Genomic DNA, 20,530 nt, shown 5'->3' with positions numbered 1-20,530 from the left:
ACGATGACCGGCGACTGGGGTGGTGAACGTTCCAGGCTGGTGGATGAAGGTATCCGGTTTACCGGGGACTACAGTGGAGAAACCGTCTACAACGCCCACGGTGGCAAGCAGCGCGGCACGCGGTATTCGCAGAACGTAAAGCTCGGCGTACGCTTTGAACTGGACAAGCTGCTGGGCCTGGAGCACGGCGGGAAGGTCCAGGTGACTATCAACGACCGGCGCGGCAACAGCGGCTCTGATGACCTGATCGGCAACCGGCTGCCTGTGCAGGAGAACTACGGTGGCTTGTACACCCGCCTCACGGAATTGAGCTACGAGAACACGTTGTTCACGCCGGACCTGGACGTGAAGCTCGGCTTCATGGCCATGGGCAACGATATCGGCGGGCTGAGCACCGGCGTTCTCTGCAACTTCATGAACGCCGGCTTCTGCGGCCATCCGTTGTCCATGTCAGGTGGCAGTGGCTGGAGCAACTACCCCAACGGCCACCTCGGCGCCATCGCCCGCTACCGCTTCAACCCCGAATTCGCGCTCCAGGTCGCGGCGTTCAAGGTTGATGCCGCAAGCAATGGCGATTCGAGCCGTGCCTGGCATGTGAGCCCCAAGGACAGCACCGGCAATGTGTTGCCCGTGGAGTTGATCTATACGCCGCACGGTGCGCTGCCGGGCGAGTACCGGCTGGGTTACTACTACGACACTTCCGATGCCCCTCGCATCGGCAGCGACAACACCGTGGCCGGCCGCGATGGCGCCTACTTCCTCATGGACCAGGCCGTGTGGGCTTCGGCGGCCGACCCCGCCCGCAACCTCCATGTCTTTGGCCAGATCGCCGATGCCAGCGCCGCCGCATCGCCGTTCAAGCGATGGTATTCCGCTGGCCTGGCGCTGAAGAAGCCGTTTGACAGCCGCCCGAACGATACCGTCGCCGTGGGCTATGGCCGTGCCGTGTTCAATTCCCGCAGCCGCGACGTGCAAGAGCAGGCTGCAGTTGCCAATGGCCAGGATTTTCCCGACCTGAGCAGTGGCGAAGGGCTGGTCGAGATGACCTATGGCGCTCAGCTCTCGCCCTGGCTGCTGGTGCGCCCTTCGCTTCAATACATCATCGAGCCGGGGGCCTTCTATGGCACCGAAACGGCGAATGCGCTGGTGTTTGGCGTACAGGTAAAAGCAGCTTTATGAGTTCTGAACGCAGTGAACACTGCGTATGTCCACAATCTACCTACCTTCATTGGTATTTGCCTCCACAGGCTCAAGCGTTAGAAGGAGCACACAATGTCTAACCCCCACCCCACGGCGGCCGGCGGCCGCTGGCTTGTCTGGATAGCCGCCCTCGGCACACTCGTGTTCGGCCTGTTGTTTACGGCGGGGGGCGGTTACCTCGCCTCGCTGGGCGGCAGCTGGTACTTCCTGCTCGCGGGCATCGGCATGATCGTGTCCGCCATTCTGTTGTTCAAACGCCGCCTGTGGGGTGCCTGGCTGTTCGCGGTCGTCATGGTGCTGTCCATCGTGTGGGCAGTTGTGGATGCGGGGCTGAACTTCTGGCCCCTGGTTTCGCGGCTGTTCGCGCTGGGCGTGCTCAGCCTGGTGGTAGCGCTGGTTTACCCTTCGCTGCGCAAATCCAATGGGCTGGTTGGCGGGCGCCTGGGCTATGGCCTCAGCGCCGTGCTGGCCATCGCACTGGCGGCGGGCTTCTGGGGCATGTTCCTGCCGCACAGCCCGGTATCGCCCAGCGGTGACGGCCCGGGGCTGACCAAGGTTGACCCGGCCAAGGCTCAGAAAAACTGGGACAACTACGGTAACGATGCAGGCGGCAGCCGGTTCGCCGCGTTGGACCAGATCAACCGGGACAACGTGTCCAAGCTGGCCCCGGCCTGGACCTACCACACCGGTGACGTGGCCATCAGCGATGGCAATGGCGCGGAAGATCAGCTCACCCCTCTGCAGGTGGGCGACAAGGTGTTTATCTGCACCCCGCACAACAACGTGATCGCGCTCGACGCCGACACCGGCAAAGAGCTGTGGAAGCGGGAGATCAATGCCAAGTCCGCCGTGTGGCAGCGTTGCCGCGGGCTGGCCTATTTCGATGCCACCGCCGCCGTGGCGCAGCCTGCTGACTCCAGCACGCCAGCCACCCCGGTCTCGATCCCGGCTGGGGCCAACTGCCAGCGTCGCCTGCTCACCAACACCATCGACGCGCGGCTGATCGCTGTGGATGCCGACACCGGTGAGTTCTGTCAGGGCTTTGGTGACAACGGCCAGGTAGACCTCAAGGCCGGCTTGGGTAGCGTGCCGGACTCCTACTACCAACTGTCTTCGCCGCCGCTGATGGCCGGCACCACCGTAGTAGTGGGTGGCCGCGTGGCTGACAACGTGCAGGCCGACATGCCTGGCGGTGTGATCCGTGGTTTCGATGTGGTCACCGGCGCCATGCGCTGGGCCTTCGACCCGGGCAACCCGCAGGACAAGCAAGCCCCGGCCAACGACAGCACCTACGTGCGCAGTACGCCCAACAGCTGGGCACCGATGTCGTACGACCCGGCCACCAACACCGTGTTCCTGCCGATGGGCAGCCCGTCCACCGACATTTATGGTGTGAAACGTACCGAGCTCAACCACAAGTACGGCGCTTCGGTGCTGGCGCTGAACGCAACGACCGGCGACGAAAAGTGGGTGTTCCAGACCGTCCATAACGACCTCTGGGACTTCGACCTGCCAATGCAGCCGACCTTGATCGACTTCCCTCAGGCCGACGGCAGCAAAGTGCCGGCCGTGGTGATTGGTACCAAGGCAGGGCAGATCTATGTGCTGGACCGTGCCACCGGCAAGCCGCTGACTGACGTGCAGGAAGTGCCGGTGAAGGCTGCGGATATTCCGAACGAACCATACTCACCCACCCAGCCGCGTTCGGTTGGCATGCCGCAGATCGGTGCGCAGCACTTGACCGAGTCGGACATGTGGGGCGCCACCCCGTTCGACCAGATGCTGTGCCGTATCTCGTTCAAGAAAATGCGTTATGACGGCCTGTACACCGCGCCGGGCACTGACGTGTCCCTGAGCTTCCCGGGTTCGCTGGGCGGCATGAACTGGGGCGGCGTTTCCACCGACCCGGTGCACGGCTTCATCTTCGTCAACGACATGCGCCTGGGTCTGTGGATTCAGATGGTGCCCGCCGAGCGTGAGGCCCGGGCCTCGTCCGGTGGCGAAGCGATCAACACTGGCATGGGTGCGGTGCCGCTCAAAGGCACGCCTTACGCTGTGAACAAGAACCGCTTCCTGTCCCTGGCCGGCATTCCTTGCCAGGCGCCGCCCTTCGGCACCCTCAGCGCGGTAGACCTGAAAACCCGCAAAATCGCCTGGCAGGTGCCGGTGGGTACTGTTCACGACACCGGCCCGCTGGGCATCAGGATGGGGCTGCCGTTGCCCATCGGCATGCCAACTTTGGGCGGTACCTTGTCTACCCAGGGTGGCCTGGTGTTTATCGCCGGTACCCAGGATTACTACCTGCGTGCGTTCAACTCGGCCACCGGGGAAGAAGCCTGGAAAGCCCGCCTGCCGGTGGGCAGCCAGGGCGGCCCGATGACCTTCGTGTCGCCAAAGACCGGCAAGCAGTACGTGGTGATCACCGCCGGTGGGGCGCGGCAGTCGCCTGATCGTGGCGATTATGTGATTGCCTACGCATTGCCGGAGAAGAACTGACAACAAAGGATGTGCCGCTGGTCCAGCGGGAGGCACTAGTGGCCTCCCGCTGCGCTCACAACCTTGAGCGCGGATCTTCTGCGCTGTGCACAGGAGAGTGATCATGGTTAATGACGACAATGGCACAGCAAGCCCGTACCCAGGCCCAGCTGGTGCGGACAGCGACGAGGAGCTGCTCGATGAAGAAGGCGGTTCGTCGGATGTCGAGCAGGGCGATGGCAACGAAGCGCCGGTGACCCCACCGGTGGACGATGATGAAGAGCCATCGCCGGGCAATGCCGTCTGAGTACGCTTGATAGCCTCGGCCTCGCTTGTTGCGGGGCCGAGCCGCTTACCTTCCATCCGTCCGCGCCATCACTGTCTCAACTTTCCCCTGCCTTTGCCGCTAACCGTGCATACCCGGCGTGCTTCGCCGCTTGAGCCACGGAACCTCCCATGAACCTGCGATCCCTCAAAATTGCCAAGCGCAGCGTTGTCTGCTTTGGCCTCATTGCCTTCGTATTGGCCGCCCTCGGCCTGTTCGGCCTGTATCAGATGGCGGGTCTTCGCGCGCAAGCCAAACTGGTTTCGGAGGAGAACGTTCCTGGCATCATCACCAGCGACGCCATCGCGCTGCAACTGGCGCGGGTACGTATTCAGGTATTGCGCATGGTTGCCGTTCCTGCCACGGCGGGCGAAACCCTGCAAGGGCTGCACAAGATCGGCAGCACGCTCGATGAGCTGTTCAAGGCCTACCGGCTAATGATCGGAAGCCAGATCGAGCAGTCCAGCTACGATCAGCTGGTCACGCTATACACCGCCTACATGCAACAGGCTGACCATGTAGCTGCCTTGGTGAGCGCCGGTGATGTGGATGCTGCACGCGACTATTTCACCCACACCATGACCGACGCCGGCACCCGGATGAACGACCTGTCCGCGGCGCTTCAGCAGGAAAACATTGACGAGTCCCGCGAGCACAACCACAAAGGCGATACCCTGTACGGCGAGTCCCGCTCGGTGACCCTGGCGGCCATCGTACTGGCGCTGGCATTGACTGTTCTGCTGTCGTGGCGCCTCACCCGTAGCCTGATCCGGCCGATCGAAAGCGCCGTCGCTGCGGCCCAGAATATCGCCGCGGGCGATCTCACCGCGCGGCTCGACACCCGCGGTACCGACGAAGCGGCGTTGCTGCTGCAGGCCATGGCATCGATGCAAGGCACGCTGAGGGATACGTTGGAGCAGATCATGCTGTCGGCCCAGCAGCTGGCCTCGTCCACCGAGGAAATGAGCGCGGTGATGAGCGAAAGCGCGACCGGGTTGGCCCAGCAGAACGACGAGATCGAGATGGCCGCCACAGCCGTGACCGAGATGAGCCAGGCGGTGGACGAAGTCGCCTCCAACGCCACCTCGGCCTCTTCGCAAACCCGAACGGCGAGCGAAACGGCGCTCCGCGGCCAGGGCCAGTTAGGCGATACCCTCTCGGCCATTGGTTCGCTGACCGACAACGTATTGGGCGCGTCCGAACACGCCCGTAACCTGGCCGAGCAAGCCCACGGCATCACCAAGGTGCTGGACGTGATCCGCGCCGTGGCCGAGCAAACCAACCTGCTGGCGCTGAACGCTGCTATCGAGGCTGCCCGCGCGGGCGAAGCGGGGCGTGGGTTCGCGGTGGTTGCCGATGAGGTGCGCTCGTTGGCTAGCCGTACGGGTGAGTCCACCCGGGAAATCGAGTCGATGATCTCCAGCATCCGTGCCGGCACCACCCAGACGGTAGATGCCTTGTTGACCAGCGCCGACCAGGCCCGGGTTACCCAGGAGCAGGCCCATGCTGCCAAGGATGCCTTGAGCAGTATTTCTGTTGCCGTGTCGGCGATCGACGAACGCAACGTGGTGATCGCCAGTGCCGCCGAGGAACAGGCTCAAGTGGCCAGAGAGGTTGACCGTAACCTCGTGCGTATCCGTGACCTGTCGATCAGAACCTCGGCGGGCGCCGAGCAAACCCATGCGGCCAGCCAGGAGCTGTCCCGGCTGGCCTCCGACCTCAGTGGGCTGGCGCAGCGGTTCAAGGTTTAAAACACGTTCACTTCAAAGGGCGCCATCTGTGCCCGGAAGCGCTCGCCGGCGAAGGTTTTGGTGATGGTTTGTTGCTGCGCTTGTTGCCATAGCTCAAGCGCCGCCTGCCGTGCCAGCTCCGAGCGCTCCATGGTCGGCTGCAAGGTGCGCATGGCGGCATAGGTGGCGCAAAGCATCACGGTAAGGTGTGCAGGGTCTTTGGTGTCCGCCGCGAACCGGGCATTGGCCAGCTTTCCCGATTTGGCGATATCGAACGTCATGTCGATTTCGGCGCCGTCGCGCTCCAGTTTCTGCTTGATCACCGCACCGTTCTTGAACGTTCGCGGCTTCTGGAAGGTGACGGTTCGGCAGTCCTGCTCCTCGGGCAGGTGCTGCTTGATCCCGGCCAGGAGTGCCGGGGCCGTGAGCTCCAGGCCCTCCCCGGGCGCGGTTTTCGCCGGGGCTTTGGTGGCTGCTTGGGTAGAAAGCACGGCTAACGAAACGAGACAGGGCAGTAGCAGGCGGGAGAGCATTCGGTAATTCCTTAAGATAAGAAAACCCGCCGAAGCGGGTTCCTGTAGCCTTGGCTGGAGCTTTATCAGGCGGCGAGTGCCTCGATCCATTCTTCACCCTGCAGGGTAAAGGTTGCCGTTTCGCGGGGGATCGTCGTTTTGGGGGCCTGATACGGCCCGTATTGAATATGACAGTACGCCGAATAGAGGCCCCGCATCGCAATGTCCGCCGGCCCGGGGACCTCTTGAGGCCCTCGTTTTTCCCAATTGGCTACGGTTTGGACGTCCACGCGCAGGATTGCTGCGAGTTCTGCCTGTACCAGGTCCTGCTCCTTGCGCAAAAACCGGAACTGATGCCCAGTCATTGGGGACCCTTGCGTGACAATTTCTGCGGCAATGGCGCGGTGCAAGCCTTGGACATTCTCGATCCGAACGCCTTGGCCATAAGGCGTCTGGAGAATTTCATAGCCATTCTTCAGGTAGATCCCTTCGAGGCCGCTACCTTTGTATTCGTACATTTTCATACCTCCCATACCGTAACGGCAAAGAGCTCGCCTGGCTCTGGGCTCGGTTTTACGGCGACCACAACGCAGGCGATATCCCTTGGTTGCGGCTCGCTCATACGAAATTTAAACATATTGTGTTCATTATCAAAGGACGGTTCATCAAGAATCAACCCTCGCTGTAGGCACCTCAGCACCTCGATGTAAGTGACTCCGCGCTGCTCCATGCGCAGCTGACAATGGTCGGTGATAATTACCCGCCAGGAGTCCATCGCCAGAACGTGCACGATGTCCTCCAATTGCTGTCTCGTCCATAGCGACGTTTTCAATATCGACTGCCTATGATTTTTATAGGTTCAGCAGTGGTAAGCCGCTTAGCCGTGAAGTCAATCAATCACCAGGCCGACGGGCTGAAGACGTTTCGTCCTATATCTACTTCCAGTGTACAGCCAGGCCCAGCACCATGACCCAACCCCATACCCGCCTGACCTACCGCCAGCCAATCACCGCTGACCTGCCACGTCTGTTTGCGATCTACAGCGACCCGCGTACCCAGGTCTTCAACCCTGCGGGCGCGTTCACTGATCCCGGCCAGGCCGAGCAGCTGCTAAGTACCTGGCTGGGGCATTGGGCCGCCAATGGCTTTGGCTGGTGGGCGGTGGCGGAGCAGGGCGCCCCGGAGCACATCATCGGCTTTGGTGGCGTGGCCTGGCACAGCTACCTGGGCGAGCAACGGCTGAACCTGGGTTACCGCTTTGCCGTGGAAGCCTGGGGCCAGGGTTATGCCACAGAGCTTGCGCTAGCAGCGCTGCGCCATGCTCTCGGCCCTTTGGGCTTCCCGCAAGTATGGGCGTTTGTGCGGCCGGATAACGCGGCCTCGATCAAGGTGCTCGAGAAGATCGGCATGCAACCCTGTGGCGTTCTGGACGACGTGCCAGGGCAGCCACCGAGCCGGCTGTTCCGCGCCACTGCCCGGGATGAGTCAGGGAGGCCGTGAGGCTTCGCCTGTCAGTTACTGCCTCGCAAGGCCTGAGAGGTCCGGTACAGGGCCATGGCTTTGAAGTATTCCACCCAGTGCGCACCCTCCTTGTGTCGGTTCGGCAGCGCCGCTCGAGCCGAGGTGATCATGACAATGTGTTGGCCTTGCCAGCCGGCCCCGCGGCGGCTGCTTCGGGGTTTCTCATGGCGGCGATTTCCTTGTCGGCAACCGCCTGGTCGAACGCCCCGTCCCACTTGGCAATGGCCAGGGTGCCGATTCCGTTACCGATGAGGTTGGTGACCGCACGCGCTTCGTTGAGGAAACGATCAACCCCAAGCAGTAGCACCAGGCCTACCAGCGGTATTTCCGGTATCACCGAGAGGGTTGCCGCGAGGGTGACGAAGCCGGCACCCGCCACGCCGGCCGAACCTTTCGAGGTCAGCAGCAGAACCCCGAGCACTACCAATTGGTCGGTAAGGGTGAGCGGCGTATTGGTTGCTTGCGCCACGAAGATCGCCGCCATTGTGAGGTAGATGCAAGTACCGTCGGAATTGAACGTGTAGCCCGTCGGCAGCACCATGCCGACCACCGAGCGCTGACACCCCAGCTTCTCCAGCTTGACCATCATGCGCGGCAGCACGGCTTCGGTGGAGCAGGTGCCGAGCGTCACCAGGATCTCATCCTTGAAATAACGCACGAAGGTGAACAGCGGAATGCCGGCCCAGCGCGCGACGGAGCCTAGTACCACGATGATAAAAAATAGCGTGGTGACGTAGAGCGCCAGCATCAGGTGCCCAAGCGATACCAGGGTTCCGATCCCGTATTTGCCGATGGTGAAGGCCATCCCGGCGCCCGCCCCGATGGGGGCAAGCCGCATGACCATGGCGACGATCCGGAACAGGCTCTGCAGTAGCACATCAATGACATTGACCAGCGGCTTGGCCACCTCGCCCAGTTGCACGAGCGCAACCCCCATGAACACTGAGACGAATATCACCTGAAGCATCGCGCCCTTGGCAAAAGCGTCCACAAGGGTGGTAGGGATAATGTTCATGAAAAAGCTGATGGCGCCGCCCTGGGCTTCGGCGGCCTGGGTGTAGCCCTTGATGGCGTCGGCGTTGAGCGAACTCACATCGATGTTCATGCCCTCGCCAGGCTTCATGATATTGACCACCACCAGGCCGATGATCAGCGCCAGGCTCGAAACGACTTCGAAATAGATAAGGGCTTTGCCACCGATGCGGCCGACCTCCTTGATACTGCCCATCTTGGCAATGCCAACCACGACGGTGCCGAAGATAATGGGCGCAAGCAGCATTTTGATGAGCTTGATGAACCCATCGGCGAGCGGTTGAAGTTTGGCGCCGAAGTCAGGGATGAAGTATCCGATCGCGCCGCCGACGACGATGCCGATCAATACCTGGACGTACAGCAGCTTGTACCAGCGCTTAGCCGTGTTCATGTTTGTACCTCGGTGTTGTTCTTGTATGAGGACAAAAAGCGGCCCGACAGGGGGCCGCTGTTGTGCACTGTGGATCAGCTTTCGCCCAATTCGCGCATCACCTTGTACAGCTCGGCCTTTGCTTCGAAGCCCACACCCGGAATGTCCGGCAACCCCACATAGCCGTTCTCCACCCGAATGCCGTCGGCGAACCCGCCGAAGGGCTGGAACACGTCGGGGTACGATTCATTGCCGCCCAGGTGCAGCCCGGCGGCGATGTTCAGGGACATTTGGTGCCCGCCATGGGGTACCACGCGGCGGGAAGACCAGCCCAGCTCCTTCATGACGTCCAGGGTGCGCATGTACTCCACCAGGCCGTAGGAAAGGGCGCAGTCGAATTGAAGGAAATCCCGGTCCGGGTGCATGCCACCATGGCGCAGCAAGTTACGTGCGTCCTGATGGGAGAACAGGTTTTCGCCCGTGGCCATGGGCAGTTCATAGTGATTGGCCATCTCAGCCTGCAGGGCATAATCGAGCGGGTCGCCGATTTCTTCGTACCAGAACAGGTTGTACTGCTTGATGGCTTCGGCGTAGGCAATCGCAGTCTTCAAGTCGAATCGGCCGTTGGCATCGACGGCCAGGCGGCGCCCGTCACCCACCACTTCGAGCACGGCTTCGATGCGGCGAATGTCTTCATCTAGCGGAACTGCGCCGATCTTCATCTTCACTACGTCGTAACCGCGGTCCAGGTAGCTCTGCATTTCTGCCTTGAGCTTGGTTTGGTCCTTGCCGGGGTAGTAGTAGCCGCCTGCGGCATATACCCATACCTTGTCATCAGCGACGCCACCGCGATAACGGTCGGCCAGCAGGCGGTACAGGGGTTTACCCTCGATCTTGGCCACGGCATCCCACACTGCCATGTCGATGGTGCCCACTGCCACGGAGCGCTCGCCGTGGCCACCAGGCTTCTCATTGCTCATCAGGGTTTTCCAGATGGCGAAGGGGTCGAGGTTATCGTTGACCTCGTCAACCAATGTGGCCGGATCGGCCTCGCTGATCCTCGCGAGAAAACGGTCACGCATCAGCGCGCCCTGGCCATAACGCCCATTGGAGTTGAAGCCATAGCCCACCACGGGTTTGCCGTCTCGAACGACATCAGTGATCACCGCCACCACCGAGCAGGTCATCTTGGAAAAGTCGATGTAGGCATTGGCGATAGGGGAGGCGATAGAGACGGTCTTCTCGCGAATTTCAACGATGCGCATGGCGCTGTCCTCTTGTTGTGAGGACTTCAACTTATGCTTGCGAAGGGCGCCCGCATAATGCTCTTATCGGCGCAGGCAATGCCGAAACGGCATTGCCGGGAATCCTTCCTTGCAGCGTGCGTGTAAGCAATGGCCCTGCCTAAGATCCCTCCCGGATCGAGCGCGGTTGCTGCAGGGCATTTGTGATGATGCACAGGAGGCATGGCCGTGGAACTCGCATGGCTAGAAGACTTTATCGCCCTCGCCGAGCAGGGTGGCTTCATTCGCGCCGCCCAGGCGCGGCATGTCACCCAGCCGGCCTTCAGTCGCCGGATCAAGGCGATGGAGCAATGGGTGGGTGTGCCTCTGTTCGAGCGTTCTTCCCAAGGGGCGACGTTGACTCCCGCTGGTGAACACGTGCTCAGTAGTATCCAGGACGCCGCGGTGCGGCTTTACCGGATCCGCGACGACGCGCGGGAGTTTGCCGGTACTGCGGCCAAAAGTTTGCATTTCGCCGCCACCCACTCCCTGTCGTTTACCTTTTTCCCGCGCTGGATTCGCCAAGTGGGGGGCGGCGCGCCTATCCAGGCAGTAAGGCTGTTGTCAGACAGCATGGCTGAATGCGAGCGGATGCTCGTGCACGGCCAGGCGCAATTTCTGTTGAGCCACCGCCATCCGCAAGTGCCGCCTCTACTGCCAATCGGGCAATTTATCAGCGAGCCCGTGGGCACCGATACGCTCGTCCCGCTGATGGGGAGCGATGCCGAGTTTACCGGCGATATCGAAGCGTTGCCCTACCTGGCGTACACCCGGGAATCGGGGCTTGGGCGCATTGTGGAGCACCACCTCAAGCACAGGGCGGAATACCTCCACCTGCAGCCGAGCTTCAGTAGCCACCTGGCGGCGGTGCTCACCTCGGTGGCGCTGGAGAATAAGGGGGTGGCCTGGTTGCCCGCCAGCCTCACAGAGCAGGAACGGGCGGATGGCCGGCTGGTTCGGGCGCTGGACGAAAGCTGGGACATACCCCTGGAGATTCATCTGGCACGGCCGGTGGCGCCGTTGCCTCCCTTCGCCGAAGCGTTCTGGCGGGAGGTAAGCGAGGCTGGCGAAAGCGGCTTTTGACTGCAGCGCCGCTCCTCATCGGCAATACATGGGCACGTTGCACCTGCTCTAGGACAGAGAACTATCCTGAATTAAGCGTTGCAGTCTTGGGATGTTCTGTATACGGTACATTTCAACTATTATGTCTCGTATACATAACATGGACCATGTGCTTATCACCGTTCGATTAGGAGCGCAGCTTCGGCAGCGTCGCCTCAACCGTGGGCTCACTCAAGCCGAACTTGCTGGGCTTGCTTGCCTTACCCGGCAAAAAATCATCGCTGTCGAACGCGGCGATCTTTCCGTCGGTATGTCTGCCTACGCGCGCGTCCTGGGTGCGCTTGACTGTGAATTGAGCGTGGTACCCGCAGCGATGCCTACGTTGGATGAAATCCATGGGATGTTTGACTGATGCCCGCTTCATTACAAGTCGCCACCCCACAAGGTGAGAGCGGAAAAATTCTCACCGCAAGTGGCGATTATCTCTTCAGGTATCACGAAAAGTGTCACCCTCAGGCTGCTATCAGCTTGCTTATGCCTGCGCGCTTTGAAGATTACCGCCACCGGGAATTGCATCCGATCTTTCAAATGAATTTGCCGGAAGGGTATGTGCTTGAGCAGCTAAGAAACCGGCTTGCCAAAATTGCTAACGTTGACCCGATGCTGTTACTTGGCTTGTCAGGTAGTAGCTCGCCGATCGGGCGAGTGGCGGTAAGCTCGGCTGAAGTGGATGCCTTACTGGGCCGGCAGCAGTTTCAGGGAGAAAAACTGTCTGAGATTCTGGCATGGGACGGGGCAGAAGACATTTTTGCCGGTCTGGTAGATCGCTATATCCTGCGTGCGGGAATTTCGGGGGTTCAGCCTAAGGTGCTGGTACCGGAGCGGCCGGACGGGGACGCGCAGCGTTTCACTTCCAAGACTTCAGACTTGATCATCAAAAGCGGAAGAGATGAGTTCCCGGGATTGGCGATCAATGAGTTCATATGAATGTCGGTTGCCAGGGAAGCCGGTATTACCGTGCCGGAGTTCTACTTGTCTGACAATACCCAGCTATTCATCATGCGCCGTTTTGACCGAGACGAGGCCTTGAATCCGCTGGGTTTCGAGGATATGGCCGCGCTCATGGGGCTTGGGGCAGAACAAAAATACAGCAAGAGCTACTCGGCCATTGCCAAGGCAATTCGACTGTTTTGTCCACCCGAACGGGTTTCGGGTTCGCTCGCCCAGTTATTCGCGACCGTCAGTTTGAGCTGCATCGTAGGCAATGGCGACGCCCACCTGAAGAACTTTGGGCTGCTTTATTCAGACCCTCGCCAGCGCGATGCCCGGCTTGCACCGGCTTACGATATTGTCAACACAACCGCTTACATACCTGACGACGTACTTGCGTTGGATCTCGCTGGCAATAAGTCTCTATTCGCCTCCCGCCAAGGGCTGCTTGAATTCGCGGCGTTATGCGACGTCGCGAACCCGAAAGAAGTGATCCGCCAACAATTGCAGGCGCTGGAGCGCGTACTTGCCGGCTCAGCGGAGCTCTGTGAGCAAGCACCACGGGTGGCCGCTGCCATTCGTCAAGCCGCAGAGCCCTTTGCTAGAACGTTCGATCAGTAGGCAGCGCTGCGCGCTACGCTGCCTAGGCTATTGCCTTATCGGCTGCGCTCGGCAATCAACGCCTCTACCTCGGCAACCGTTGGTGAATAGGCGCCAGCGTGGCTGCAGGACACCGACGCACAGGCGGCGGCAAATACCAGCCGTTGCTGCAGGTCGGTGATGCCCAGCAGCCCCGAGCCCAGCCAGCCGGCCATGCTGGCATCGCCCGCGCCCACGGTATCGGCGACGGTTACCTTGAGCGCGGGTTGCTCGTAGGTGCCCTCGGCGGTGTAGAGCGTCAGCCCGCGTTCGCCCCGGGTAAACAGTACCTGCGCCTTGGGGTTGAGTTCGCGCAGGGCCTGCAGCGCCTGCACTTCTTCGTAGTCGGGGTACAGGTTTTTCAGGTCTTCATCCGACAGTTTGATGGTGCTCGCCAGCCTCGCCAGGGTAGGGAAGGTCTCTTCTCGGTACCGCGCCGTCATCAGGTTGCGCCAGTTCGGGTCGTAGCTGATGACTTTGCCTGCGGCTTTCGCCTGCTCGGCGGTGCGTATCAGCAAGCTGGCGAGGGGCTCGCGCGCCAGGCTGATACAGCTGAAATGGCAGATTTCCACTTCATCCAACCAACCCTCAGGCAGCGCATCGAGGCTGAAGCGCAAGTCGGCTTCACCGGCGAAGAAGTACGTGGGTGGGGCGCTGGAAGGCACGACGGCAACCAGTGGGTCTGCCTTTACCCGCTGGATGAAGCGCATGTCCAGCCCCGCGGCTACCGACTGCTCGGCGATATCTTCGCCCAATGAATCCTCACTGATGGCCCCGCCGAACCCGGTAGCGATGCCTAGCTTGCTGAGGGTACGGGCTACGTTCCAGGGCGCGCCGCCCGGGTAGCCGCGCCAGTGGCCAGGGGTGGTTTGCACGATGTCGGTAAGCGCTTCGCCGAATACCACGACACGGGGGAGGGACATGCGAGGGGTTCCTTATTGTAGGGGATGCAGTGGCGAACCGGCGTTGGCCTGGCGCCGGTATTCGCTGGGGGTTTGCGCCATTTCATGGCGGAAGTGGCGATTGAAGTTGGACAGGTTGGCGTAGCCCACGTCGAAACAGATATCGGCCACCGAACGGTCGGTTTGCATCAACAACCTGCACGCCCGCTGCACGCGCAGCTTGCGCATCAGGTCCACGAAACCGTGGCCGGTCACCCGCTTGAAAAACCGCGAGAAGCCCGCTTCGCTCATGCCGACGCGCTCGGCCGCCACACTCAAGCGGATGTCCCCGGTCAACTCGGCCAGCAGGTACTCGAACGCCTGGGTAATCCGTTCGGCGCTGCGATCATCCAGCACGGGCGAGTAGCAGGGGCTTGCCAGCGGGCGACGGTCCGTCAGGGGTGCCTTGGCCAATGTGTCGCACAGCTGGAGAAAGCGGGTCAGGCGCTCCAGCCCTCGGGCCAGGCCTACCGCCTCGATCATCACCGCAGCGCGCCTGGCGGTTTGCCCGGTAAATTCCAGGCCCCGGCGCGCACTGCTGAACAGGCCCTTCAGCTCGGCCAGTTCCGGTAAGGCGCTGGCCAGCCCCAGCAAGGCCTCGCCGTCAAACTGGAGCACTACGTCACGGCCTGGAAGGTGCTCGCCCGGTGTGAGATCGCCGATCCAGTCGTGGGGCAGGTGGGGGCCGATCAGCGCTACATGGCCTGGGCTGAAGGGGCCAATATAGTCGCCCGCCAGCAGCTTGCCGTGACCGTGGCGTATCAGGTGCAGCTCGAACTCAGGGTGGTGGTGCCAGCGGGCGAGGGGGTAAGGGTAGTCATGCTCGAACCAGCGAAAGCCGTTCCCGGGCTCCGGGAGGATCACTTCCAGTTCGGCGGGCGGATGATCCAGCAGGTTGGCGTGAGTGGCCCGCATACCGGGTACCTGTGTTTTATTGTCAATGTGGCTCGAGCATACCATGGCTACCTTCACTGGCCAGCACGCCAGCTACGCGCGATTGATACTTTCTTGCCTTTTTCAGCCCAGGCCCTGGTGGGCAAAAAAAGTATCAGTGCAGCGTTCGTGGATCGTTTGTGGGCGGCTGGAGGGGGTGTTGTAATCGAGCCGCGCCCGCCATCGGATGTGCCCTCGCTGTGGCGGATACAAAAACAACAACGCTCGTGCCGGCCAGGCATAGAGTGGGAGAACGCCATGAACGCCATCAAACCCATGCAAGCACTTGCACTGTGTGCCGGGCTGTCGGTCACGCTCATCAGCCATGCGGCGGATACCGTCACCATTGCCACGGTGAACAACAGCGACATGATCCGTATGCAGCGGTTGAGCAAAGTGTTTGAAGAACAGCACCCTGACATCACGCTCAATTGGGTGGTGCTTGAAGAGAACGTGCTGCGCCAGCGGCTCACCACCGACATTGCCACCCAAGGCGGGCAGTTCGACGTGCTCACCATTGGCACTTATGAAACGCCCTTGTGGGGCGCAAAGAAGTGGCTCGAACCGTTGCAGGACCTGCCTGCCAGCTATGACGTCGAGGACATTTTCCCCGCCGTGCGTCAGGGGCTGTCAGTCAATGACGTGATGTACGCGCTTCCGTTCTACGGCGAAAGCACGCTCACCTATTACCGCACAGACCTGTTCAAGCAAGCCGGCCTCACCATGCCGGAACACCCCACCTGGACCCAGTTGGGGGAATTTGCCAGCAAGTTGCATGACCCTGCCAAGGGCCAGTACGGCATGTGCCTGCGCGGCAAGGCTGGGTGGGGCGAGAACATGGCCCTGCTGAGCACCATGGCCAACGCCTTTGGCGCGCGCTGGTTCGATGAGCAGTGGAAGCCGCAACTCACCAGCCCCGAATGGACCGCCGCAGCCAACTTCTATGTCGATACCTTGAAAAAGTACGGCCCACCCGGCGTGTCCAGCAACGGCTTCAACGAAACCCTGGCCCTGTTCAACAGTGGCAAATGCGCTTTGTGGGTGGACGCCAGCGTAGCGGGCTCCTTCACCACCGACAAAACCCAGAGCAAGGTGGCCGATCAGGTAGGGTTCGTCGCCGCGCCCGTGGAAGTGACGGACAAGGGCTCGTCCTGGCTGTACGCCTGGTCGCTCGCCATTCCTGCAAGCTCCAAACACAAGGACGCGGCGAAGGCCTTCATCACCTGGGCCACCTCGAAGGAGTACGTAAAGCTTGTCGCCGACAAGGACGGCATCGCCAACGTGCCGCCGGGCACCCGCCAGTCTACCTACAACGACGCTTACCTGAACGCCGCACCGTTCGCCAAGGTGACCCTGGCGATGATGCAGCATGCCGACCCCTCCCATCCCTCGGCCCAGCCAGTGCCGTACCAGGGCATCCAGTACGTGGTGATCCCGGAGTTTCAATCCATCGGCACATCGGTTGGCAAGTTGTTTTCCGCGGCGTTGACCGGGCAGACAAGCGTGGACCAGGCCCTGGCTGCAGCGCAGGCCAGCACGGAACGGGAAATGAAGCGCGCGGGTTATCCCAAATAACCACGTCTGCTCGCTGGCAACTTAACTCTTCGCAGGAACGCAGGTATGAAACGACTGGACGGTAAAAGTGCATTGATCACGGGCTCGGCGCGGGGTATCGGCCGCACCTTCGCACAGGCTTATATAAGAGAAGGCGCAACGGTGGCCATTGCCGACATCAACCTTGAACGGGCGGAAGCCACGGCCCGTGAGCTCGGCCCGGGCGCCTACGCCGTGCGCATGGACGTGACTGACCAGGGCTCCATAGACGCCGCAATCGCGGCGGTGGCGGCCAGGGCTGGCAAGCTGGATATTCTGGTAAACAACGCGGCGCTGTTTGATCTGGCGCCCATCGTGGAGATCAGCCGCGAGAGTTATGACCGGCTGTTTTCGATCAATGTGGCGGGCACCTTGTTCACCCTTCAAGCGGCCGCCCGGCAGATGATCGCCCAGGGCCACGGCGGGAAAATCATCAACATGGCCAGCCAGGCCGGGCGGCGAGGGGAGCCACTGGTAGCGGTCTATTGCGCCACCAAGGCCGCGGTGATCAGCCTCACGCAATCGGCAGGGCTGAACCTGATCAAGCAGGGCATCAACGTGAACGCCATCGCACCCGGGGTGGTGGACGGCGAGCACTGGGACGGCGTGGACGCGTTATTCGCCAGGTACGAGAACCGCCCCCTTGGCGAGAAAAAACGCCTGGTAGGCCAGGAGGTACCCTTCGGCCGAATGGCCACCGCCGAGGACCTTGTAGGCATGGCCGTGTTTCTCGCCTCGGCCGAGAGCGATTACGTGGTGGCGCAAACCTATAACGTGGACGGCGGGAACTGGATGAGCTGAGGGCTGCTTCGCGGTCGCCCCTCGTGTGGTCCATAGGAATAGGCAATACCTGTGTAAGCGTGGGCAATGGCGCTTCGGTTGGGGCTGGTTACGCTAACGGTCCCTTTACTGAGACACGGCCATGGCGACTTCAAAAACCTTTTTCATCACCGGTATCAGCAGCGGCTTCGGCCAGGCGCTGGCCAACGAAGCCCTCGCGGCCGGCCATCGAGTGATTGGTACGGTGCGCAACCAGGCCGCGCTCGAAGCTTTCGAAGCCAATGGGCCGAACGCCCACGCGGTGCTCCTGGACGTTACAAACTTCGAACTGGTGGCCGCTGTGGTGGCTGACGCCCAGCAGCGCTTTGGTGCGGTCGATGTGCTGGTCAACAATGCAGGTTACGGGCATGAAGGTTTGTTCGAAGAGTCTTCGCTGGAGGAATTGCGTCAGCAATTCGATGTGAACGTGTTCGGCGCGGTGGCGGTCACCAAGGCGTTCGTGCCAACCATGCGTGGGCGGCGCTGTGGGCACATCATCAACATCACCTCCATGGGCGGCAGCATTACCATGCCTGGCATCGCCTGGTATTGCGGCAGCAAGTTTGCGCTGGAGGGTATCTCCGATGCGCTAGGCAAGGAGCTGGCGCCCTTCAATGTGCACGTGACGGCGGTAGCGCCGGGCTCTTTTCGTACCGACTGGGCGGGCAGGTCCATGCAGCGAACGCCCAGGCGTATCGCCGATTACGACGCCAGCTTCGACCCGGTGCGACAGGCGCGCCATGAGAAAAGCGGCAAGCAGCTGGGCGACCCGCTCAAGGCCGCGCGGGCTATTCTGCAGGTTATCGACAACCCACGGCCGCCGGCGCACCTCTTGCTGGGCAGCGATGCTTTGGCGCTGGTGCGCGATCACCATGCCGACAGGTTGCAAGAGATCGAGCAATGGGCAACGCTCACGCGTTCGACCGACGGCTGAAACTGCCAGGAAAGGGCTACTCCGATGGAACATCGCTCGGCACGCACCGCGCGCATGGTGCAGTTGATGGAGGTACTCGCCCCGGTAGAGGGTTACAACCTCAGCGCTCTGAGCGACGTGCGCTTTTTGCGCTCCAACCAACCGCTGCGGCGTACGCCGGTGTTGTACGATCCCGGCATTGTGATCCTCTGTCAGGGCCGCAAGCGGGGGTACCTGGGCGAGGACGTGTATGTCTACGACGCCCAGCATTATCTCGTGGTGTCCGTGCCTGTGCCCTTTACCATGGAAACCGACGCCAGCCCAGGCGAGCCCATGCTGGCGGTGTACATGCGGCTGGACTTTCGGCTGGCCAACGAGCTGCTGATGGAGGTCGATAGCGCAATCGGGCCCACCAGATCGCCCCCCAAGGGGATGTACTCATCGCCGATGGACGACCGCCTGGCAGACTCTACGTTACGGTTTCTCGAAGCCATGAACCATCCGGATGACGCGGTGATCCTTGGCCCGGCGCTGGTAAGGGAGCTCTACTACCGGATCCTCACCGGAGAGCAGGGGGGGTCGTTGCGGGCGGCGCTCAATCAACAGGGCCACTTCGCCAGGGTCACCCGTGCCATCCGTAAGATCCATAGCCATTACCAGGAGGGTTTGAGCGTGGAAGCGCTGGCGCGGGAAGCGACCATGAGCGTGCCCAGCTTCCACCTTCATTTTCGCCGGGTGACCGATTCCACGCCCATGCAATACCTGAAATCCACACGGTTGCATCAGGCCAGGCTGTTGATGTTGCGCAGCGACATGTCCGCCGCTGCGGCGGCCTTCGCGGTGGGCTACGAAAGCCCGTCGCAGTTCAGCCGGGAGTTCAAGCGGTTCTTCGGCCGCACGCCGGTAGCCGAGGTGCAGTGGATGAAGGCCACCTATGCCTTGCCCGCGCCCGCCAGCCCGTCGGTGTTTGTGTCGTCCCATTGATGGCCGGCTTCCTTCCTACCCCGGCACTCTGACCCACCCCTCCATCAGCACCCGCGCGCTGCGGCTCATGATCGCTTTGGTGACCTGCCACTGGCCGTCTACCTGCTTCGCCTCGGCGCCTACCCGCAGGGTGCCGGAAGGGTGGCCGAAGCGGACGGACGTCCGCTCGCTGCCGCCCGCCGCCAGGTTCACCAGGGTGCCCGGAATTGCCGCCGCGGTACCGATGGCCACCGCTGCCGTACCCATCATGGCGTGGTGCAGCTTGCCCATGGACAGCGCGCGCACCAGCAGGTCGACGTCTTCGGGCGCGATCACTTTGCCGCTGGAAGCGGTGTAGCCGGCTGGCGGTGCCACAAAGGCCACTTTCGGCGTGTGCTGCCGCGTGAGCGCTTCATCCAGATGAGTGATCAGGCCCATGCGCAGGGCGCCGTAGGCCCGGATGGTTTCGAACCGTGTGAGGGCCTCGACATCGCCATTGATCGCGCCTTGCAACTCCGTGCCGGTGTAGCCCAGCGCCTCGGCGTTCAAAAAGATGGTGGGGATGCCGGCGTTGATCAGCGTAGCGCGGAAGGTGCCCACACCGGGTACCTCGAGCTCGTCCACCAGGTTGCCGGTGGGGAACATCGCGCCGCCGCCCTCTGCATCATCGGCAGCAGGGTCGAGGAATTCCAGCTGCACTTCCGCGGCAGGGAAAGTCACGCCGTCCAGCTCGAAATCACCGGTCTCCTGTACCTGGCCATCGGTGATCGGTACGTGGGCGATGATCGTCTTGCCGATGTTCACTTGCCAGATGCGCACCGTAGCGATGCCGTTGTGCGGCACTCGCGCCGGATCCACCAGGCCCTGGGCAATGGCGAACGGCCCCACGGCAGCGGAAAGGTTGCCGCAATTGCCGCTCCAATCCACGAAGGCGGCGTCGATGGACACCTGGCCAAACTGGTAGTCCACGTCATGATCAGGCCGTTGGCTGCGCGAAATGATCACCGTTTTGCTGGTGCTGGACGTCGCGCCGCCCATGCCGTCGATCTGCTTGCCATACGGGTCGGGGCTGCCGATCACGCGCAGCAATAAAGCATCCCTCGCCACACCGGGCGCTTGCGCAGCCGGGGGGAGGTCATCGAACGCAAAGAAAACGCCTTTGCTGGTACCGCCACGCATGTAGGTGGCGGGGATTTTGATTTGTGGGGCATGGGGCATCACAGGCCGCT

Annotated in this window: 19 protein-coding genes and 1 pseudogene; 12 read left to right on the top strand and 8 right to left on the bottom strand. The window is 61.7% G+C overall.

Annotated elements, in window-relative coordinates; genetic code table 11:
* Nucleotides 1-3: 3 nt before the first annotated feature.
* From G7016_RS11415 to G7016_RS11400, 4 genes are all read left to right on the top strand, one after another.
* Complete coding sequence (locus tag G7016_RS11415) at nucleotides 4-1,179, top strand: carbohydrate porin (RefSeq protein ID WP_258195148.1); 1,176 nt, start codon at nucleotides 4-6, stop codon at nucleotides 1,177-1,179.
* Nucleotides 1,180-1,272: 93 nt separating this feature from the next.
* The gene (locus G7016_RS11410; RefSeq protein WP_181114157.1) at nucleotides 1,273-3,696 is read left to right on the top strand and encodes a glucose/quinate/shikimate family membrane-bound PQQ-dependent dehydrogenase; all 2,424 of its coding nucleotides are present in this window, start codon (nucleotides 1,273-1,275) and stop codon (nucleotides 3,694-3,696) included.
* Between the two features lie 103 nt (nucleotides 3,697-3,799).
* Nucleotides 3,800-3,982, top strand: coding sequence for a hypothetical protein (locus tag G7016_RS11405; protein WP_181114155.1), 183 nt, complete (start codon nucleotides 3,800-3,802; stop codon nucleotides 3,980-3,982).
* Nucleotides 3,983-4,131: 149 nt separating this feature from the next.
* Nucleotides 4,132-5,751 (top strand): methyl-accepting chemotaxis protein, encoded by a 1,620-nt coding sequence (locus G7016_RS11400; RefSeq protein WP_181114152.1) that lies wholly within the window; start codon nucleotides 4,132-4,134, stop codon nucleotides 5,749-5,751.
* Here the strand turns inward: G7016_RS11400 and G7016_RS11395 are convergent.
* From G7016_RS11395 to G7016_RS11385, 3 genes are all read right to left on the bottom strand, one after another.
* Entirely contained in the window at nucleotides 5,748-6,263 is a 516-nt protein-coding gene (locus G7016_RS11395) for a hypothetical protein (protein WP_181114149.1), read from the bottom strand. The genes G7016_RS11400 and G7016_RS11395 overlap by 4 nt on opposite strands.
* A 65-nt stretch (nucleotides 6,264-6,328) precedes the next feature.
* Nucleotides 6,329-6,766 (bottom strand): helix-turn-helix domain-containing protein, encoded by a 438-nt coding sequence (locus G7016_RS11390; RefSeq protein ID WP_181114146.1) that lies wholly within the window; start codon nucleotides 6,764-6,766, stop codon nucleotides 6,329-6,331.
* Entirely contained in the window at nucleotides 6,763-7,044 is a 282-nt protein-coding gene (locus G7016_RS11385; protein ID WP_258195147.1) for a DUF4258 domain-containing protein, read from the bottom strand. The genes G7016_RS11390 and G7016_RS11385 overlap by 4 nt, the downstream gene beginning before the upstream one ends.
* A 164-nt stretch (nucleotides 7,045-7,208) precedes the next feature.
* Between G7016_RS11385 and G7016_RS11380 the strand changes: the two genes are divergently transcribed.
* Nucleotides 7,209-7,742: a GNAT family N-acetyltransferase gene (locus G7016_RS11380; protein ID WP_181114144.1), complete on the top strand. Its 534-nt coding sequence runs from the start codon at nucleotides 7,209-7,211 to the stop codon at nucleotides 7,740-7,742.
* A gap of 127 nt (nucleotides 7,743-7,869) precedes the next feature.
* Here the strand turns inward: G7016_RS11380 and dctA are convergent, their stop codons facing one another.
* Entirely contained in the window at nucleotides 7,870-9,186 is a 1,317-nt protein-coding gene (gene dctA, locus G7016_RS11375; RefSeq protein WP_181114142.1) for a C4-dicarboxylate transporter DctA, read from the bottom strand.
* Nucleotides 9,187-9,260: 74 nt separating this feature from the next.
* Complete coding sequence (locus tag G7016_RS11370) at nucleotides 9,261-10,430, bottom strand: mandelate racemase/muconate lactonizing enzyme family protein (RefSeq protein WP_181114140.1); 1,170 nt, start codon at nucleotides 10,428-10,430, stop codon at nucleotides 9,261-9,263.
* A 207-nt stretch (nucleotides 10,431-10,637) separates the two neighbouring features.
* Here G7016_RS11370 and G7016_RS11365 point away from each other — a divergent pair, with 207 nt between their 5' ends.
* From G7016_RS11365 to G7016_RS11355, 3 genes and pseudogenes are all read left to right on the top strand, one after another.
* A complete protein-coding gene (locus G7016_RS11365) occupies nucleotides 10,638-11,531 on the top strand; it encodes a LysR family transcriptional regulator (protein ID WP_181114138.1) in 894 nt (297 codons plus the stop codon).
* Between the two features lie 139 nt (nucleotides 11,532-11,670).
* Nucleotides 11,671-11,922, top strand: a complete 252-nt coding sequence (locus G7016_RS11360; protein ID WP_181114136.1) for a helix-turn-helix transcriptional regulator — start codon at nucleotides 11,671-11,673, stop codon at nucleotides 11,920-11,922.
* Nucleotides 11,922-13,121 (top strand): annotated as a pseudogene (locus tag G7016_RS11355) (type II toxin-antitoxin system HipA family toxin). Before G7016_RS11360 ends, G7016_RS11355 begins: the two are co-directional and overlap by 1 nt.
* Before the next feature lie 35 nt (nucleotides 13,122-13,156).
* On the opposite strand, the gene G7016_RS11350 reads toward G7016_RS11355, so the two are convergent.
* Together G7016_RS11350 and G7016_RS11345 are read right to left on the bottom strand one after the other, a co-directional pair.
* A complete protein-coding gene (locus tag G7016_RS11350; protein WP_181114134.1) occupies nucleotides 13,157-14,062 on the bottom strand; it encodes a carbohydrate kinase family protein in 906 nt (301 codons plus the stop codon).
* Between the two features lie 12 nt (nucleotides 14,063-14,074).
* Nucleotides 14,075-14,995: a helix-turn-helix domain-containing protein gene (locus tag G7016_RS11345; protein WP_181114132.1), complete on the bottom strand. Its 921-nt coding sequence runs from the start codon at nucleotides 14,993-14,995 to the stop codon at nucleotides 14,075-14,077.
* Nucleotides 14,996-15,289: 294 nt separating this feature from the next.
* Here G7016_RS11345 and G7016_RS11340 point away from each other — a divergent pair, with 294 nt between their 5' ends.
* The 4 genes from G7016_RS11340 (at nucleotide 15,290) to G7016_RS11325 (ending at nucleotide 19,322) form a co-directional block, all read left to right on the top strand.
* Nucleotides 15,290-16,588, top strand: a complete 1,299-nt coding sequence (locus G7016_RS11340) for an ABC transporter substrate-binding protein (protein ID WP_375139692.1) — start codon at nucleotides 15,290-15,292, stop codon at nucleotides 16,586-16,588.
* Nucleotides 16,589-16,633: 45 nt separating this feature from the next.
* Nucleotides 16,634-17,407: an L-iditol 2-dehydrogenase gene (locus tag G7016_RS11335; RefSeq protein WP_181114128.1), complete on the top strand. Its 774-nt coding sequence runs from the start codon at nucleotides 16,634-16,636 to the stop codon at nucleotides 17,405-17,407.
* 121 nt (nucleotides 17,408-17,528) lie between these two features.
* Nucleotides 17,529-18,359, top strand: coding sequence for an oxidoreductase (locus G7016_RS11330; RefSeq protein ID WP_181114126.1), 831 nt, complete (start codon nucleotides 17,529-17,531; stop codon nucleotides 18,357-18,359).
* 24 nt (nucleotides 18,360-18,383) lie between these two features.
* The gene (locus G7016_RS11325; protein ID WP_181114124.1) at nucleotides 18,384-19,322 is read left to right on the top strand and encodes an AraC family transcriptional regulator; all 939 of its coding nucleotides are present in this window, start codon (nucleotides 18,384-18,386) and stop codon (nucleotides 19,320-19,322) included.
* A gap of 15 nt (nucleotides 19,323-19,337) precedes the next feature.
* Here G7016_RS11325 and prpF read toward each other — a convergent pair whose 3' ends face one another.
* Nucleotides 19,338-20,519 carry a 2-methylaconitate cis-trans isomerase PrpF gene (gene prpF / locus G7016_RS11320; protein WP_181114122.1) on the bottom strand — a complete coding sequence of 394 codons (1,182 nt, stop codon included), beginning with the start codon at nucleotides 20,517-20,519 and terminating at the stop codon, nucleotides 19,338-19,340.
* Between the last annotated feature and the right edge of the window lie 11 nt (nucleotides 20,520-20,530).

The sequence above is a fragment of the Pseudomonas japonica genome (assembly GCF_013522925.1).
Taxonomy (GTDB): Bacteria; Pseudomonadota; Gammaproteobacteria; order Pseudomonadales; family Pseudomonadaceae; genus Aquipseudomonas; species Aquipseudomonas japonica_A.
The sequence above is the reverse complement of the archived record's forward strand: the minus strand, read 5'-3'. Positions and strand labels throughout refer to the sequence as shown.

Excerpts from the sequence above, each read along its gene's own strand:
- G7016_RS11415 (WP_258195148.1), top strand. The coding sequence starts at position 4 with ATGACCGGCGACTGGGGTGGTGAACGTTCCAGGCTGGTGGATGAAGGT.
- G7016_RS11410 (WP_181114157.1), top strand. The coding sequence starts at position 1,273 with ATGTCTAACCCCCACCCCACGGCGGCCGGCGGCCGCTGGCTTGTCTGG.
- G7016_RS11405 (WP_181114155.1), top strand. The coding sequence starts at position 3,800 with ATGGTTAATGACGACAATGGCACAGCAAGCCCGTACCCAGGCCCAGCT.
- G7016_RS11400 (WP_181114152.1), top strand. The coding sequence starts at position 4,132 with ATGAACCTGCGATCCCTCAAAATTGCCAAGCGCAGCGTTGTCTGCTTT.
- G7016_RS11395 (WP_181114149.1), bottom strand. The coding sequence starts at position 6,263 with ATGCTCTCCCGCCTGCTACTGCCCTGTCTCGTTTCGTTAGCCGTGCTT.
- G7016_RS11390 (WP_181114146.1), bottom strand. The coding sequence starts at position 6,766 with ATGAAAATGTACGAATACAAAGGTAGCGGCCTCGAAGGGATCTACCTG.
- G7016_RS11380 (WP_181114144.1), top strand. The coding sequence starts at position 7,209 with ATGACCCAACCCCATACCCGCCTGACCTACCGCCAGCCAATCACCGCT.
- dctA (WP_181114142.1), bottom strand. The coding sequence starts at position 9,186 with ATGAACACGGCTAAGCGCTGGTACAAGCTGCTGTACGTCCAGGTATTG.
- G7016_RS11370 (WP_181114140.1), bottom strand. The coding sequence starts at position 10,430 with ATGCGCATCGTTGAAATTCGCGAGAAGACCGTCTCTATCGCCTCCCCT.
- G7016_RS11360 (WP_181114136.1), top strand. The coding sequence starts at position 11,671 with ATGGACCATGTGCTTATCACCGTTCGATTAGGAGCGCAGCTTCGGCAG.
- G7016_RS11350 (WP_181114134.1), bottom strand. The coding sequence starts at position 14,062 with ATGTCCCTCCCCCGTGTCGTGGTATTCGGCGAAGCGCTTACCGACATC.
- G7016_RS11345 (WP_181114132.1), bottom strand. The coding sequence starts at position 14,995 with ATGCGGGCCACTCACGCCAACCTGCTGGATCATCCGCCCGCCGAACTG.
- G7016_RS11340 (WP_375139692.1), top strand. The coding sequence starts at position 15,290 with ATGCAAGCACTTGCACTGTGTGCCGGGCTGTCGGTCACGCTCATCAGC.
- G7016_RS11335 (WP_181114128.1), top strand. The coding sequence starts at position 16,634 with ATGAAACGACTGGACGGTAAAAGTGCATTGATCACGGGCTCGGCGCGG.
- G7016_RS11330 (WP_181114126.1), top strand. The coding sequence starts at position 17,529 with ATGGCGACTTCAAAAACCTTTTTCATCACCGGTATCAGCAGCGGCTTC.
- G7016_RS11325 (WP_181114124.1), top strand. The coding sequence starts at position 18,384 with ATGGAACATCGCTCGGCACGCACCGCGCGCATGGTGCAGTTGATGGAG.
- prpF (WP_181114122.1), bottom strand. The coding sequence starts at position 20,519 with ATGCCCCATGCCCCACAAATCAAAATCCCCGCCACCTACATGCGTGGC.